This is a genomic window from Streptomyces sp. NPDC001194 (assembly GCF_042896985.1).
GTDB lineage: Bacteria > Actinomycetota > Actinomycetes > Streptomycetales > Streptomycetaceae > Streptomyces.
Window position 1 is genome coordinate 12,455 of the sequence record NZ_JBIAXU010000025.1, and the last position, 14,958, is coordinate 27,412.

General features: G+C 72.2%; 14 protein-coding genes. 5 read left to right on the top strand and 9 right to left on the bottom strand.

Annotated elements, in window-relative coordinates; translation table 11 throughout:
• The 3 genes from ACFY1T_RS32720 to mce all read right to left on the bottom strand — a co-directional run bounded on the left by ACFY1T_RS32720 (position 1) and on the right by mce (position 6,289).
• Positions 1-939, bottom strand: a complete 939-nt coding sequence (locus ACFY1T_RS32720) for a cellulose-binding protein (RefSeq protein WP_030153801.1) — start codon at positions 937-939, stop codon at positions 1-3.
• Between the two features lie 193 nt (positions 940-1,132).
• Positions 1,133-5,668 carry a polarized growth protein Scy gene (gene scy, locus ACFY1T_RS32725; RefSeq protein ID WP_390791413.1) on the bottom strand — a complete coding sequence of 1,512 codons (4,536 nt, stop codon included), beginning with the start codon at positions 5,666-5,668 and terminating at the stop codon, positions 1,133-1,135.
• 192 nt (positions 5,669-5,860) lie between these two features.
• Positions 5,861-6,289: a methylmalonyl-CoA epimerase gene (gene mce / locus ACFY1T_RS32730; RefSeq protein WP_229336428.1), complete on the bottom strand. Its 429-nt coding sequence runs from the start codon at positions 6,287-6,289 to the stop codon at positions 5,861-5,863.
• A 136-nt stretch (positions 6,290-6,425) separates the two neighbouring features.
• Here mce and ACFY1T_RS32735 point away from each other — a divergent pair, with 136 nt between their 5' ends.
• Positions 6,426-7,622: an acetyl-CoA C-acetyltransferase gene (locus ACFY1T_RS32735; protein WP_390791414.1), complete on the top strand. Its 1,197-nt coding sequence runs from the start codon at positions 6,426-6,428 to the stop codon at positions 7,620-7,622.
• A 58-nt stretch (positions 7,623-7,680) separates the two neighbouring features.
• Complete coding sequence (gene meaB / locus ACFY1T_RS32740) at positions 7,681-8,640, top strand: methylmalonyl Co-A mutase-associated GTPase MeaB (protein WP_390791415.1); 960 nt, start codon at positions 7,681-7,683, stop codon at positions 8,638-8,640.
• An 81-nt stretch (positions 8,641-8,721) separates the two neighbouring features.
• Here meaB and ACFY1T_RS32745 read toward each other — a convergent pair whose 3' ends face one another.
• The 6 genes from ACFY1T_RS32745 to ACFY1T_RS32770 all read right to left on the bottom strand — a co-directional run bounded on the left by ACFY1T_RS32745 (position 8,722) and on the right by ACFY1T_RS32770 (position 12,251).
• The gene (locus ACFY1T_RS32745) at positions 8,722-8,796 is read right to left on the bottom strand and encodes a 50S ribosomal protein bL37 (RefSeq protein WP_099895366.1); all 75 of its coding nucleotides are present in this window, start codon (positions 8,794-8,796) and stop codon (positions 8,722-8,724) included.
• A gap of 94 nt (positions 8,797-8,890) precedes the next feature.
• Positions 8,891-9,457: a PepSY domain-containing protein gene (locus ACFY1T_RS32750; RefSeq protein ID WP_390791416.1), complete on the bottom strand. Its 567-nt coding sequence runs from the start codon at positions 9,455-9,457 to the stop codon at positions 8,891-8,893.
• Between the two features lie 138 nt (positions 9,458-9,595).
• A complete protein-coding gene (locus tag ACFY1T_RS32755) occupies positions 9,596-10,072 on the bottom strand; it encodes a MarR family winged helix-turn-helix transcriptional regulator (protein ID WP_030857204.1) in 477 nt (158 codons plus the stop codon).
• A 63-nt stretch (positions 10,073-10,135) separates the two neighbouring features.
• Complete coding sequence (locus ACFY1T_RS32760) at positions 10,136-10,966, bottom strand: AIM24 family protein (protein WP_390791417.1); 831 nt, start codon at positions 10,964-10,966, stop codon at positions 10,136-10,138.
• Positions 10,963-11,613, bottom strand: coding sequence for an AIM24 family protein (locus ACFY1T_RS32765; RefSeq protein WP_390791418.1), 651 nt, complete (start codon positions 11,611-11,613; stop codon positions 10,963-10,965). The genes ACFY1T_RS32760 and ACFY1T_RS32765 overlap by 4 nt, the downstream gene beginning before the upstream one ends.
• Positions 11,613-12,251 (bottom strand): AIM24 family protein, encoded by a 639-nt coding sequence (locus ACFY1T_RS32770; RefSeq protein WP_053689446.1) that lies wholly within the window; start codon positions 12,249-12,251, stop codon positions 11,613-11,615. Before ACFY1T_RS32770 ends, ACFY1T_RS32765 begins: the two co-directional genes overlap by 1 nt.
• Before the next feature lie 172 nt (positions 12,252-12,423).
• On the opposite strand from ACFY1T_RS32770, the gene ACFY1T_RS32775 reads away from it, so the two are divergent.
• The 3 genes from ACFY1T_RS32775 (at position 12,424) to ACFY1T_RS32785 (ending at position 14,956) form a co-directional block, all read left to right on the top strand.
• Positions 12,424-12,774 carry a DUF3817 domain-containing protein gene (locus ACFY1T_RS32775; protein ID WP_030153811.1) on the top strand — a complete coding sequence of 117 codons (351 nt, stop codon included), beginning with the start codon at positions 12,424-12,426 and terminating at the stop codon, positions 12,772-12,774.
• Positions 12,771-13,061, top strand: a complete 291-nt coding sequence (locus ACFY1T_RS32780; protein ID WP_390791419.1) for an MTH1187 family thiamine-binding protein — start codon at positions 12,771-12,773, stop codon at positions 13,059-13,061. Before ACFY1T_RS32775 ends, ACFY1T_RS32780 begins: the two co-directional genes overlap by 4 nt.
• 95 nt (positions 13,062-13,156) lie before the next feature.
• Positions 13,157-14,956, top strand: coding sequence for a glycosyltransferase family 2 protein (locus ACFY1T_RS32785; protein WP_390791420.1), 1,800 nt, complete (start codon positions 13,157-13,159; stop codon positions 14,954-14,956).
• The last annotated feature ends 2 nt before the right edge of the window (positions 14,957-14,958 follow it).

The following is a 14,958-nucleotide window of genomic DNA, read 5'->3' on the forward strand; positions in this document are numbered from 1 at the left end:
CTAGCGGCTCTGCTGCGCCGGAACGCCGCGGGTGACCGGCTCGTCGTCGACGATCGGGTTGGCCGCCGCGACGGCCGCACCGGTCAGCGTGGCCAGCATCTCGCGGACGTTGGTGAGCTGGGCGTTGATCGAGTCGCGGCGGTTGGTGAGCGCCGCCAGCTCGCGCTCGGACTCGCTGCGGATGCGGTCCGCCTTCGCGTTGGCGTCGGCGACGATGTCCTCGGCCTGGCGCTGCGCGGTCTCCACCGTCTGGCGGGCGCGGCGCTCGGCGTCGGTACGGAGCTTCTCGGCCTCCAGGCGCAGCTGCTCGGCGCGGTGCTCGATCTCCGCGAGGCGCTTCTCGGCCTTGGCCTGACGCGAGGCCAGGTCGCGCTCGGACTGCTCGCGGCGCTTGGCGAGGTTCGTCTCGAAGTCCGCGGCGGCCTGGGCGGCCTTGGCGCGGGTCTCCTCGAACAGGGCGTCGGCCTCCTCGCGCTTGGAGGCGGCGTCCTTCTGGGCCTCGGCGCGCAGGGTGGAGGCGTCGCCCTTGGCCTTCTCGACGATGCGGACGCCCTCGTCCTCCGCCTTCGACTTGCGGTCGGCGGCGAACGACTCGGCGTCGTTGCGCACCTGCTGGGCAGCCGACTCGGCGAGCTCGCGGTGCTGCTCGGCCGCGCGACGGGCCTCCTCGCGCAGGTCCTTCGCCTCCTCCTCGGCCAGGCGCAGGATCTTCTCGACCCGGGCGCCGAGGCCGGCGTACGACGGCTCGGCGTCGCTCACCTGGGCCTGGGCGTTCTGCGTCTCGAGGTGCAGCTCCTCGATCCGCTTTTCCAGAGAGTTGATACGTCCAAGGGCGCTGTCGCGGTCGGAGACCAGCTTGGTAATGCGGTCGTCCACCTGACCGCGGTCGTAACCACGCCGCACGAGCTCGAAGCCGAAGGGGGAGGAAGTGTCGCTCATGGGGTTCCTGTCGAATGAGACCGATGAGGTGCTACGTGAGGTGTTAGGGGAATCCTAGGCGCCCGAGCGGCGTGTCATCGAGTCAATCCGCGTTTGATCTGGACAATGACACCCCTTTTGAGTGGCAAGGCGACAGAATGCTTGTCACTCGTCCGCCTGAACCTTCATCAGGAACACACATCCCGATCGATTGCTAGCCCTCCGACGCCTTCCCACCCGAACGGGTGGAACCGGCTGAGGCTCCGGCCTTCACGCCCCCCGCGCCCTGACCGCCGACCGCCGGCTTTCCGCCGCCCGAAGGCGCCTCGAATGATTCCAACGCCTCAAGAACGTCCTGGACACGGGAGATCTCCGCCTGAATGTCCTCGCGCCTGCGCACCAGGACTTCCAGCTCACGGCGCCCCTCGTCGACCAGCCGCTCGGCCTCCGCATTCGCCTCCGCGAGGGCCTTCTCGGCCTCCCGGGACAGCTCGGCCTTCTTCTGCTCGGCCTCCTTGAGCAGCGCCTCGGCCTTGCGCACCGCGGCGATGCGGACCTTGCTCGCCTCGCTGCTCGCGTCCGACACCAGCGCCTTGGCCTTCGCCTCGGCCTCGACGCTCTGCTCGGTCGCCGCCCGCACCAGCTTGTCCACGCGCTCGCCGGCCGACTTCATCTGCTCGGCGGACTCGCGGCGGGCCCGCTCGTGCAGCTCCTCGACCTCGCCCTCGACGCGGGAGCGCAGCTCCTCCGCCCGCTCCCTTATGGCGGCCGCGTCCGTGCGCGCACCGACCAGCAGCTCGTCCGCGTCCGTACGGGCCTTCTCCACCAGGGAGTTGCCCTCGACGGTCGCCTCCGAGGAGATCCGCGCGGCCTCCTTGCGGGCCGCGTCGACCATCGCGTCGGCCTGCTCCTCGGCCGCCGTCGTGGCCGCCAGGGCCTGCGCCTGCGCGTCGTTCGTGAGCTTGTCCGCCTCGGCCGCCGCCTCGGTGATGAGCCGGTCCACCTGCTCCGCGGCCTCGCTGCGCCGCTTGTTGGCGGCTTCGCGGGCCTCGTCCAGCAGCCGCTCGGACTCGGTGCGGGCCTCCGTACGGGTGCGCTCCGCAGCCGTCGCCGCCTCGGCCTTGACCCGCTCGGCCTCCGAGCGGGTGCGGGTCGCGTGCTCCTGCGCCGAGGCCAGGGCCTCCGAGGCCTCCGCCCGCAGCCGTTCGGCCTCGGACTGCGCCTCGCCGACCGTGCGCTCGTTGTCCTTGCGGGTCTGCTCGGTGAGCTTGTCCGCCTCGGACGCCGCCTCCGTGATGAGCCGATCCGCCTGTTCGGCCGCCTCGCTGCGCAGCCGGTTCGCCTCCGCGCGCGCGTCGTCGAGCGTCTGCTCCGACTCCCGCTCGGCGCTCGCCAGCGTCTCGTTCGCCGCGACCGTGACCCGGTCGGCCTCCGCGGTGGCCTCGCCGATGATCCGGCCGCCCTCCGCACGGGCGTCGTCCAGGGTCCGCGCCGCCTCGGCACGCAGCCGCTCGGCCTCGGCCGCGGCCTCGCCGACCGTGGCCTCGTTGGCCGCGCGCGTCTCGTCGACCAGCCGGTCGCCCTCGTTGCGGGCGTCGACCAGGACCCGCGCCGCGTCCCGCTCGGCCGCGGCCAGCGTGTCGGACGCCTGGCGGGTGAGCCGCTCTGCCTTCGCCGTCGCCTCGCCGACCGCGCTCTCGTTCGCGGCGCGCGTCTCCTCGGTGAGCCGGTCCGCCTCGGACGCGGCCTCGGTGATGAGCCGGTCCGCCTGCTCGGCGGCCTCCGTACGCAGCCGGTTGGCCTCGGAGCGGGCCTCGTCCAGGGTGTCCGCCGCCTCGGCGCGGGTGGCGTCGGCCGCCAGGGCCGCCTCGGCGGTGAGCCGTTCGGCCTCCGCAGCCGCCTCGCCGATCGTGACCGCGTTCGCGGCCTCGGTCTCGTCGGTGAGCCGCTTCGCCTCCGCCGTCGCCTCCGCGACGATCCGGCCGCCCTCGGCGCGCGAGGACTCCAGGGCCTCCGCCGCCTCGCCGCGGATCCGGTTCGCGTCGTCCCGGGCGTCGGCCCGGGTGCGGGCCGCGTCGCGCTCGGCCGCGGCCAGTGCGTCCGTCGCCTCCGTACGCAGGCGCTGCGCGTACTCGGCGGTGTCGCTGCGCAGCTGCTCCGCCTCGGCGATCGCGTCGCCGACCGTACGCTCGGCCAGCGCCTTCGCCGCGTCCGTCTCGGCCCGCGCCTCGGTGCGGATCCGGTTGGCGTCCTCGGTGGCCCGCTCGCGCTCGTCGTAGGCGTCCGTGCGGACCCGCGCGGCCTCCTCCTCGGCCTCCGCCTTCGTACGCTCCGCCGCGTGCTCGGCGGCGCTGCGCAGCCCTGCGATCTCCTCGTCGGCCTGCTCGTGCAGACCGGCGACGGCGTCCCGCACCTGCTGGGCCGTGGCCTCCGCGGCCGAAACCAGCTCCGCGGCGCGCCGCTCCGCCTCCTCGGTCAGACGGGCCGCCTCGGCCTGCGCCTCCTCGGAGCGCTTGCGGGCCGAGGCCAGCAGCTCCTCGCTCTGCTCGCGGGCCTGGGCCCGCTCGCTGTCCGCGTCCGTACGCGCCGACGCGAGCGTCTCCTCGGCCTCCCGGCGGCGCCGGGCGGCCTCCTCCTGCGCGGCGGCCAGCGCCTCGGCGGCCTCCGCGGCGACCCGCTCGGCGGCGGCCTTCGCCTCCGTGCGCAGCCGGTTCGCGGTCTCCTGCGCCTCCGTGCGCACCCGCTCCGCCTCGGACTCCGCCTCGCTGCGCAGCCGTACGGCGACCTGCTCGGCCTCCGCGCGGGTGCGGCCGGCGTCGTCCGCGGCGTCCGTGCGCAGCTGGTCGGCCTCCGCCTCCGACTGCGCCTGGAGGGTGCGGATCCGCTCCGCCGACTCGGCGCGCAGCCGGTCGGCCTCCTCCGAGGTCTCCCGGCGGATGTTCTCCGCCGCCCCGCGGGCGTCGCGCAGCGTCTGCTCGGCCGTGGCCAGCCGGCCCTCGGCCTCCGTGTGCAGGCGTACGAGCTCCTCGTCGGCCTCCGCCCGCTTCGCCGCGAGGGCCCGCTCGGTCTCCTCGCGCCGCGTACGGGCCGCCGCGTCGGCCTCGGCCCGTACGGACTCCGCCTGCTCCTCGGCCTCGTCGCGCAGCCGCTCCGCCTCGGCGCGGGTCCGCTCCAGCGTCTCCTCGGCCTGCCTGCGCAAGGTCGTGGCCCGCTCGACGGCCTCGGCGCGGACCCGCTCGCTCTCGGCGCTCGCGCCGCCGCGCAGCTCGTCCGCGTCCGACTTGGCCTTGCCCAGGAGCTCCTCGGCGGTCCGGGCCGCCTCCTCGATCTGCTGGACGGCCTCGCGGCGCGCCTCGCCGCGGATCCGCTCGCCCTCGGCGACGGCCTCCGCGCGCAGCTGCTCGGCCTCGCCGCGCAGCCGCCGGGCCTCCTCCTGGAGCTCGACGGTGCGGGCCCGGTACTCCTCGGTGTCGTCCTTCGCCGCGCCCTTGAGCTCGTCGGCCGTGGCCGCCGCCTGGGCGCGCAGCCGCTCCGACTCCGACTCGGCCTCGCGGCGGATCCGCTCGGCCTCCTCGGAGGCGGCGCGGGTGGTGGCCCGGGCGTCCTCCGAGGCCTTGTTCAGTACGTCTTCCGCGGTGCGGGCCGCCTTCGCCAGCTGGGCGGCCGTGTCCTCGGCCGCCGCCGCGCGGGCCTGCTCCGCGGCCTCGGCGCGCAGCCGCTCCACGCCGGCGCGGGCGTCGGCGAGGGTCTGCTCGGCCTCGGCCTTGAGGACCTCGGCCTCCTTGGTGGCCTCGCCGACCAGCCGGGCCACCTGCTCCTTGGCGGTGCGGGTGCGCTGCTCGTTCACCGACTCCGCCGAGGCGAGCTGCCGGGCGGCGCTCTCCTTGGCGTCCGCGAGCAGCTTCTCGGCCTCGGAGCGCGCGCTGCGCAGGGCGCCGTCGGCCTCCTGGACCCGCTGCTCGGCCACCCGGCCGAGGTCGAGGGTCTGCTGCCGGGTCTGCTCGGCCTCGGCGCTGCTGCTCGTGCGCAGCCGCTCGGCGTGCTCGGTGGCCTCCTGGGCCTGCGCGGAGGCGGCGGTCAGCAGCCGCTCGGCCTCCTTGCGGGCGCGCAGCAGGGTCGCCTCGGTCTCCGTACGGGCGGCCTCGGCGTCGGCGGTCAGCCGGCGGCGGGTCTCCTCGGCGATGCGGGCTGCCTCGGCGCGGGCCGCGTTCAGGGACTGCTCGGCCTCGGCGCGCGACTCGTCCATGAGCCGGCGGGCCTGGGACTCCGTACGGGCGCGCAGCTGCTCGGCCCAGGCCACGTTCTCGTTGACGTGCGCCTCGACCGTCTGGCGGCGCTCGTTGAGCTCCTGGTCCAGGCGCTGGCGGCGGTTGACGGCCTCGGCGTGCAGCTCGGCCTGCAGGCGCGCCTGGTGCTCGGCGTGCTCCTGGAGGATGCGCTGGGTCTGCGCCCGGGCATCGCGCAGTTCGCGCTCGGCGTCCGAGCGCATCTGGTCGGCCTGGATCTGGGCATTGCGGAGCAGCTGCTCCGCCTGGTAGCCCATGTCCGCGCCGTCGTAGGCGGGGCGGGACGCCAGATTGCGGCGCACCTCGTGGAGCTTGGCGCGCAGCACTTCGACTTGGTAGCCGAGGTCTTCGGCGTGCTGGACGGCCTTCCCGCGCTCCTTCTTCAGCCGCTCCATCTCGGCTTCGAAGCGCGAGAGATGGTCGGCTTCAGCCTGATGGCTCTCCTGGCTTTCGTAGCCCCGCACAGCGCGGTCCCATCCGTCCCCTGGTCGCAAGCTCACTCCCAATTGAGCATCGCTCGCCCGCTGAACGACGCCCCCGGGGAATGGTGTCAGATACCGGGGCAGGGGTCACAGGCCCCGACCCCGTCTCCGCACCGAACCCCGGCCGAGCCATGGCCACTCTACCGGCCGGGGAATCGGGCCATCAGTGGTCCGTCAGTGGTCGGGGTTCGAGGTGACCAGTTCGGTGAGGACTCCGTGGCAGTCCTTGGGGTGCAGGAAGGTGATCGAGGAGCCCATGGAGCCCGTGCGGGGCTGGTCGTAGAGGACCCTGACGCCCTTGCCGCGGATGGCCTCCGAGTCGCCCTGGACGTCCTCGGTGCCGAAGGCGATGTGGTGCACGCCCTCGCCGTTCTTCGCCAGCCACTTGCCCACCGCGGAGTCCTCCCGGGTGGGTTCGAGGAGCTGGAGGTAGGAGGCCCCGCCGTCGGAGGTCTCGTTGATCTTGAGCATGGCCTCGCGCACCCCCTGCTCCTCGTTGACCTCGGTGTGGAACACCTCGAAGCCGTACGTGGCACGGTAGAACTCGACAGTCTTGTCCAGGTCGAAGCAGGCGATCCCGATGTGGTCGATTCTTGTCAGCATGGGACCAGTGCACCGCTGCGGAGGGCGGTCACGCAACGTGCCAGCGATCACACCGACTGGCCGGTGACGGCGCGGGTACTGCTCAGTACATTCATGTAAACCCTCGTTCACCCTCATCTTCAAGGGGCTGTGCTCCATGTCCGGAACGAACAACACCACGTCAGTGATCGTCGCCGGGGCCCGCACCCCCATGGGGCGGCTGCTCGGCTCGCTGAAGTCCTTCTCGGGCGCCGACCTCGGCGGGTTCGCCATCAAGTCCGCCCTGGAGCGGGCGGGCATCGCCGGCGACCAGGTGCAATACGTGATCATGGGCCAGGTGCTGCAGGCCGGTGCGGGCCAGATCCCGGCCCGCCAGGCGGCGGTCAAGGGCGGCATCCCCATGAACGTCCCGGCGCTCACGATCAACAAGGTGTGCCTCTCGGGCCTCGACGCGATCGCGCTGGCCGACCAGCTCATCCGCGCGGGCGAGTTCGACATCGTGGTCGCGGGCGGCCAGGAGTCCATGACCAACGCCCCGCACCTGCTGCCGAAGTCTCGAGAGGGCTTCAAGTACGGCGCGATCGAAATGCTGGACGCGATGGCCTACGACGGCCTCACCGACGCCTTCGAGAACATCGCGATGGGCGAGTCCACGGAGAAGCACAACGCCCGCCTGGGCATCGAGCGGGCCCCGCAGGACGAGTTCGCCGCCACCTCGCACCAGCGGGCCGCCGCCGCGCAGAAGAACGGCGTCTTCGACGCCGAGATCACCCCGGTCGAGATCCCGCAGCGCAAGGGCGACCCGGTCCTCTTCTCCCAGGACGAGGGCATCCGCCCGGAGACCACGGTCGAGTCCCTCGGCAAGCTGCGCCCCGCGTTCGCGAAGGACGGCACGATCACGGCCGGCACCTCCTCGCAGATCTCCGACGGCGCCGCCGCGGTGGTCGTGATGAGCAAGGCGAAGGCCGAGGAGCTGGGTCTGGAGTGGATCGCCGAGATCGGCGCCCACGGCAATGTGGCCGGTCCCGACAACTCGCTGCAGTCGCAGCCGTCGAACGCGATCCTGCACGCCCTGGAGAAGGAGGGCCTCCAGGTCTCCGACCTGGACCTCATCGAGATCAACGAGGCCTTCGCGGCGGTCGCCGTGCAGTCAATGAAGGACCTCGGCGTCACCCCGGAAAGGGTGAACGTCAACGGTGGCGCCATCGCCCTGGGCCACCCGATCGGCATGTCCGGCGCCCGCGTGGTGCTGCACCTCGCGCTGGAGCTCAAGCGCCGGGGCGGCGGGGTCGGCGCGGCCGCGCTGTGCGGCGGCGGCGGCCAGGGCGACGCCCTGATCGTCCGCGTGCCGTAAGGCGGCAGTCCGAAGAAGCAGTTCTTGATCCCTACCCGAACCGAGGAGCGCAGCACGTATGACGGTGGACGTCCCCCAGCTGGTGGCCCAGGCGCGTGAGGGCAGGCCGAGAGCGGTGGCCCGGCTGATCTCGCTGGTCGAGGGGGCGTCCCCGCAGCTGCGCGAGGTGATGGCGGCCCTGGCCCCGCTGACGGGCGGGGCGTACGTGGTGGGCCTGACCGGCTCCCCGGGCGTCGGCAAGTCCACGTCGACCTCGGCGCTGGTCTCCGCGTACCGCAAGGCGGGCAAGCGGGTCGGCGTCCTCGCCGTCGACCCGTCCTCGCCGTTCTCCGGCGGTGCGCTGCTCGGGGACCGGGTCCGGATGTCGGACCACGCCTCCGACCCGGGGGTCTACATCCGCTCCATGGCCACCCGCGGCCACCTGGGCGGTCTCGCCTGGGCCGCCCCGCAGGCGATCCGGGTGCTGGACGCGGCGGGCTGCGAGGTGATCCTGGTCGAGACGGTCGGGGTCGGACAGTCGGAGGTGGAGATCGCCTCGCAGGCCGACACCTCGGTGGTGCTCCTGGCGCCCGGGATGGGCGACGGGATCCAGGCCGCCAAGGCGGGCATCCTGGAGATCGGCGACGTGTACGTGGTGAACAAGGCGGACCGGGACGGCGCCGACGCCACCGCCCGGGAGCTGAACCACATGCTGGGCCTCGGGGAGTCCCGGGGCGCGGGCGACTGGCGGCCGCCGATCGTCAAGACGGTCGCGGCGCGCGGCCAGGGCATCGACGAGCTGGTCGAGGCCCTGGAGAAGCACCGGGCGTGGATGGACGAGCGCGGGGTGCTGGCCGAGCGCCGTACGTCCCGGGCCGCGCGCGAGGTGGAGACCATCGCGGTGACGACCCTGCGGGCCCGGATGGCCGACGTGCGCGGGGACGCGCACCTCGACGCCCTCGCGGCCCGGGTCGCGGCCGGCGAGATGGACCCCTACGCGGCCGCGGACACGCTCCTGGCGACGCTGACGGAGTCCTGAGCGGCCGTACGGCGTACGCACGCGAGAGCCGCGCCCCGGTCTTCGGGGGCGCGGCTCTCGTACGTCCGGGGAACGGACCGGTCAGGCGTTGGGACGCTTGCCGTGGTTCGCCTTCTTCTTCTTGCGTGCTCGCTTCTTGTTGCCGCGCTTGGCCATGACGCCACTCCCTCGAAGATCGGGGTAATCCGGGCGTTCGCCAGTCTAGGGGCGCCCGATCGGGTCCGCACGGGAACCGGTGGACCGGCGCGTTTCAGTTGCCGTCGTCGTCGGAGTCCGATCCGGACACCGTCGCCTTGCCCGACGTGGCGTCGACGTGGACGTTGGTGGTCTTGTTCCCGGACTGGATCTCCACGTTCCAGTAGCGGGAGCCGTTGTCGTCATCGTCGTCCCATTCCACGGACCGGACCTGGCCGGAATGGGCGGCCACGGCCGCCTTCATCGCCTTCTGGGCGGTGACCTTCGCGCCGACCAGCGCCTTGTTCCCGCCGTCGCCGTCGTCATCGCTGTCGGCGTTCTCGGTGAACACCTTGCCGCTGCGGGTGTCGACCGTCAGTTCCGCGTGCTTGCCGTTCTTGCCGATGACGTCGACGTGCCAGACGGCGCCGTCCCTGTCGAGGGACTCCACGACGCCGGGGTACTTCTTCAGCGCCGCGGCGGCGGCGCCCGCGGCGTCCACGTCGGCGCGGACCGGGGCGGCCGCGGGGGCGGATCTCGCCGTGTCGGCGGTGTGCGCGGCGGCGGCGGCCGCCGCCGGGCCCCCGGTGATCAGGACGACGGCCGCGGCCGTCGCGACGCAGGCCTTGTGCTTGCGGTGCATGGCTGACCTCCTCTGGCCGGCCATGCGCTTACGGTTGCTCGGCGGGCGGCCGGCGAGCGAGCGTTACCCCTCATTCTCGGGGCCGCCGCCGGGGACGGCACCCCGGATGGGCGCCGTCCGCGCGGTACCGGGCCGCCGTCAGGCCATGCCGCGTTCGTCCCGCAGGTGCGCCGCGACCGGCTCCAGCGAGGCGCGCAGCGCCGCCAGGGCCTCCGGCGGCAGCAGGTCGATGAAGTGCCGGCGGACGGACGCCACGTGGTGCGGGGCGACCTTCCGCATGAGCTCCATGCCCTCGTCGGTCAGGACGGCGTACAGGCCCCGGCGGTCGGACTCGCAGTTCACCCGGACGACCAGGCCCGCCGTCTCCATGCGGGTGATCTGGTGGGACAGCCGGCTCTTGGACTGGAGCGTCGACGTCGCGAGATCGCTCATCCGCATCCGGTGGTCCTGCGACTCCGAGAGGTTCACGAGGATCTCGTAGTCGTTGTTGGTGAGTCCGAAGGGCTGGAGATCCTTTTCCAGCTGGTGCATCAGCAGCCTGCTGACGTCCAGATGGGTGCGCCAGGTGCACTGCTCGGCCTCGGTCAGCCAGCGTGTGGCCGTCTCGGTCTCCATGGTCTCCATGAATGAACTCTACCTAAGAAGTTGAATTACGTACAAAAAGGGAGGTGGAATATGTCAGAGTCCCAGGCGCCGCTGGAGATCGCCCAGCTGCCCCGGCATCCGCGGCACGCCCAGCTGCCCCAGCGGACCCTGCTGCCCGTGGCCGCCGCCGTACCCGGCCCCGGGCACGCCCGCCGACTCCGCGCCGGCCCCGACGGCACCGATCGCCTGCTCCGCCATCAGCATCTCCGAGGACTGCAGCAGCACCGTCCCGGCCCCGACGAACTCGAACTGGTGCTCCTCGCCCGAGCTGCCGCCGATGCCGGTCAGCGACCGCAGGCCGCCGAGGACGCCCGACATGTAGCCGTGGTCGTAGTGGTGGCAGGGGGACGGGCAGTCCGCCCAGCCCACCAGCGCCTGCGGGTCCACGCGCAGCGGCGGCTCCATGAACACCACCGGTCCGTTGGACGCCGCCACGAACTTCCCCGTTCCGATCAGGGTCAGGAAACCCGGCACGATCGACTGCTTCAGGGCGAGCGTGGGCTGGTAGGCCAGCAGGTTGCCCGACCGGATCGTCAGGTTTCCATTGTCCAGGTCGTACGAGTTCACGTCGAATGCCCGGTCGGCCAGGAGCATCTTGCCCTGGCCCTCGGCCACCACCCAGTCGGCGGCGTGCATCGGCGAGTGGAAGCTGGTGCGCAGCAGCCGGTCGAAGCGGCCGTTGCCGACGCCGTTGAACTCCATGCGCCCGTAATAGGCGATCATCTTGCCCTTCTGCAGGAACCACTGGCTCCCTTTGAGCTCCACGCAGAAGGTGTAGGCGTTCACGTTGTCGTCGGAGGGCAGGGTGTGCGGGTCGAAGACCGTCGGGCCGCCGGGCCCGCCGATGACAGGACCAAAGTTCACAGCTTCTCCTCCGAGGCCTGCACGTACACCGCTCCCTGTCCCGACAGCTCCAGCTGGAAGGCCTCGCCCGAGCCGCGCCCCACCATGTCCCGCCAGCCGAGCGCGGTGGAGAGCTTGTTCCTGACGTCCCCGTGGTGGGCCACGTACGCCTGCGGGTCGACGTGGACCGGCCGGTTCGGGGTGATGGGCAGCTCGATGACCCCGCCGTGGGCCATGACGGCGACGGAGCCGTGCCCCTTGAGGGTGGTGGTGAACAGGCCCTGGCCGGTCACCTGACCGCGGACCATGCCCATGACGCCGCCCTGCGAGCCCATGAACATGGTGCCCTGCTGGAGCGTGCCGTCGAAGGCGAGCAGCCGGTCGGCCTCGACGTACAGGGTCTCGCCGGTCAGGTTGATCACCTGGATGTGGTGGCCGCCGTGGCCGAACATCACGGTGCCGCTGCCCTCGACCGCCATCAGCGGAGTCTGCTCGTTCGCCACGCGGCGCCCGATCATGCCCATCACCCCGCCCTGACCGCCGGTCAGGCTCGGGGTGAAGGAGACGTCGCCGCGGTACGCGAGCATCGCGCCGCGCTGGCTGAACATCCTCTGCCCCGGGACCACCTGGGCCTCGACCATCTTCGAGTTGATCTCGCGGAACGGCATCAGATGTCGCCCCCGATGGTGTTGCGCTCGCTGGGCTGCACGTAGACCAGGCCCTCGCCCTCGAAGCGGATCTGGAAGGCCTCGCCCGAGCCCTCTCCGATCAGGGTCCGGAAGTTGATCCCCGACTGGAAGGACTGCTGGAGGTTCCCGGTGTGCGCGATGTACGCCCCCGGGTCGACGGAGAGCGGGTACTGGGCGCTGACGCGCAGCACCACCGCCGGGCCGTCGGACATGATCGCCGCCTGCCCCGAGCCCTCGACGGTGGTGGTGAACAGGCCGTTGCCCGTCGCCCCGCCGCGCAGGCCGGTGAAGGTGGTGCCGGTGCGCAGGCCGGCGTCGGTGCACAGCAGGTTGCTGGACTCGACGTAGAGCTTCTCACCGCGCAGGTTGACCAGGTTGATCTCGCTCGCGCGGTCGGCGAAGAAGCAGGTGCCGTGCCCCTGCACTTCCATCACGGTCATCTGCTCACCCGTCAGTCGACGGGTCACCATGCCCCGGAGGCCTTCGCCGCCGCCGGTCATCTTCTTGAAGGCCATCTGACCGTCGTACGCGACCATGGAGCCGTTCTTCGCTTTCACGGCATCCCCGGTCAGGTCGACGGCGAGCACCTTGCTGCCTTGGAGTCGGAACTGAGCCACGGGATGACGTTATCGGCAGCGGGCGGAGGCGAACAGGGCCCGGTGGCCGATATCCGGCGACCGCGGCATCCCGCACACTCGGGACGCGGCCCCGCGGCGGCCCCGCCGCAAGATCGGGCAGGGCGGCTGAGAGACTGGAACGGACCCCCGGCCACCACCCCGAAGGTTCATCGTGGACATCAAGACCGCTTCCGCCCTGCACCGGCTGCGCCTCATCTCCGTACCGGAGGCGCTGTCGTTCCCGGCCCTGCTGATCTTCGGATCGGTGCTGAGCCGCATCTCCGACATCGACTACCTGATGATGCCGCTCGGCATCCTGCACGGGATCCTGTTCGTCATCTACGCGGTCTTCCTGCTGGACGTGTGGAACAAGGCGAAGTGGCCGGTCAAGAAGGTCGCCCTGTTCTTCCTGCTGGCGCTGCTGCCCTTCGGCGGCCTCTACGGCGACAAGCTCCTCAAGCGCGAGGAGGCCGACAGCGTCATGGCGGCCCGCGCCCGGCGCGAGGCGGCGAACGCAGCGTGATCGTCGCGTTCTCGGTGACCCCGCTGGAGGTCGGTGAAGAGGTCGGCGAGTACGTGGCCGACGCGGTGCGCGTCGTCAGGGAGTCGGGACTGCCGAACCGCACGGACGCCATGTTCACCTCGGTCGAGGGGGAGTGGGACGAGGTGATGGACGTGGTCAAGCGCGCGGTGGCGGCCGTGGAGGAGCGGGCGCCGCGGGTCTCCCTGGTCCTCAAGGCCGACATCCGCCCCGGAGTGGTCGACGGCCTGACGTCCAAGGTGGAGACGGTGGAGCGCCACCTGGCCTAGTCCGGCCCCCCGTTCGGCCGAGCCCCGTTCGACACGCCCAGGGTTTGTCACCTTTTGTGGTGATATAACCCTGGGCTTCGAGCACTGGAGGGGCCGTGCGGCCGGAAGGCTTCGACTACGAGACCCACAGCCGCCTCGCCGGTCCGTTCGCGGAGCCGGACGCCGACACCACCGGCCCCTACCGGGTGGGTTACCGCTCCCTGCTGTCGCGCGAGCAGCTCCGCACCCGAATACGCGCCGTCCTCCTCATGGCCCTGGCTCCCGTCGCCGCGGCCGGGCTGCTGCTCTACCTCGTCTGGCCCACGCACCGGACCGTCCGCGAGGGCGGTGAGCGCTGGCTGATCCGGCTCGACGCCGCGATGCTCTGCTCCATCGCGATGATCATGCTCTTCATGCTGGTCAACGTCCTGTCGGTGGCCCACGCCACGATGGTCGCCCGCGACCCCGTACCGGTGCCGCCCCAACCCGGCACCAAGGTCGCCTTCCTCACCACCTACGTCCCCGGCAAAGAGCCGATCGCCATGGTGCGGGCCACCCTCCTCGGGGCGGTCGCCCTGCGGCACGACGGCCCGCTCGACGTATGGCTGCTCGACGAGGGCGACGACCCCGAGGTCCGGGCCCTGTGCACGGAGCTCGGCGTACGGCACTTCACCCGCAAGGGCGTCGCCGGCTGGAACACCCCCAAGGGCCCCCACCGCGAGCGGACCAAGCACGGCAACTACAACGCCTGGCTGGCCGCGCACGGCGACGACTACGAGTTCTTCGCCTCCGTCGACACCGACCACGTCCCGCTGCCGAACTTCCTGGAGCGGATGCTCGGCTACTTCCGCGACCCGGACACCGCCTTCGTCGTCGGCCCCCAGGTGTACGGCAACTACACCGGCGCCGTCACCAAGGCCGCCGAATCCCAGCAGTACCTCTTCCACGCACTCATCCAGCGCGCCGGCAACCGCTACGGCGCCCCCATGTTCGTCGGCACCAACAACGCCGTGCGGATCAGCGCCCTCAAGCAGGTCGGCGGGCTCTACGACTCCCTCACCGAGGACATGGCCACCGGATTCGAGCTGCACCGCCGGCGCAATCCGGCCTCCGGGCGGTTCTGGAGGTCCGTCTACACACCCGACGTCCTCGCCGTCGGCGAGGGCCCGGCCTCGTGGACCGACTTCTTCACCCAGCAGCTGCGCTGGTCGCGCGGGACGTACGAAACCCTCTTCCGGCAGTACGGGAAAGGCATCCTCCGGATGCCGCCCGGGCGGGTGCTCAACTACACCCTGATGCTCGTCTACTACCCGATGACGGCCGTCAACTGGCTCCTCGGCGTCCTCAGCTGCGTCCTGTTCCTGTGGTTCGGCGCCTCCGGCACCCAGGTCTCCTCCGAGGTGTGGCTGATGCTCTACACCGACGCGGCCGCCCTCCAGGTGGGCCTGTACCTGTGGAACCGCCGCCACAACGTCTCCCCCCACGAACCCGAGGGCTCCGGCGGCCTGGCCGGCATGGCGATGTCCGCCGTCTGCGCCCCCGTCTACCTCGCCTCGCTCGCCGCGGCCCTGCTGCGCACCCGGAGCGGGTTCGTCGTCACCCCCAAGGGCGGCGACTCCAGCCCCGACCGGCTGCGCACCTTCCGGATCCACCTCGGCTGGGCCGCCGTCCTCGCCCTCTCCCTCGCCGCCTCGGTCCGGCTCGGCCACACGCACGCGGCGATGCGCACCTGGGCGGTGCTCGCCCTGCTGATCGCCCTCGCACCGGTGGCCGTGTGGGCCTGGACCCTGCTGCGCGAGCGCCGGGGCCGGGCCGCCGCCCCCGCCCGGACCGCCGGATCCCTGGAGCTCGGGCTCGGCCGCGGGCCGGGCGAGGAGCCGGAGCCGGCCTTCGCCACGCCGACGGGAGGGAACTGACC

Coding starts and splice junctions, on each gene's coding strand:
- mce (WP_229336428.1), bottom strand. CDS start 6,289: ATGCTGACAAGAATCGACCACATCGGGATCGCCTGCTTCGACCTGGAC.
- ACFY1T_RS32765 (WP_390791418.1), bottom strand. CDS start 11,613: ATGCCGTTCCGCGAGATCAACTCGAAGATGGTCGAGGCCCAGGTGGTC.
- meaB (WP_390791415.1), top strand. CDS start 7,681: ATGACGGTGGACGTCCCCCAGCTGGTGGCCCAGGCGCGTGAGGGCAGG.
- ACFY1T_RS32750 (WP_390791416.1), bottom strand. CDS start 9,457: ATGCACCGCAAGCACAAGGCCTGCGTCGCGACGGCCGCGGCCGTCGTC.
- ACFY1T_RS32755 (WP_030857204.1), bottom strand. CDS start 10,072: ATGGAGACCGAGACGGCCACACGCTGGCTGACCGAGGCCGAGCAGTGC.
- ACFY1T_RS32720 (WP_030153801.1), bottom strand. CDS start 939: ATGAGCGACACTTCCTCCCCCTTCGGCTTCGAGCTCGTGCGGCGTGGT.
- ACFY1T_RS32735 (WP_390791414.1), top strand. CDS start 6,426: ATGTCCGGAACGAACAACACCACGTCAGTGATCGTCGCCGGGGCCCGC.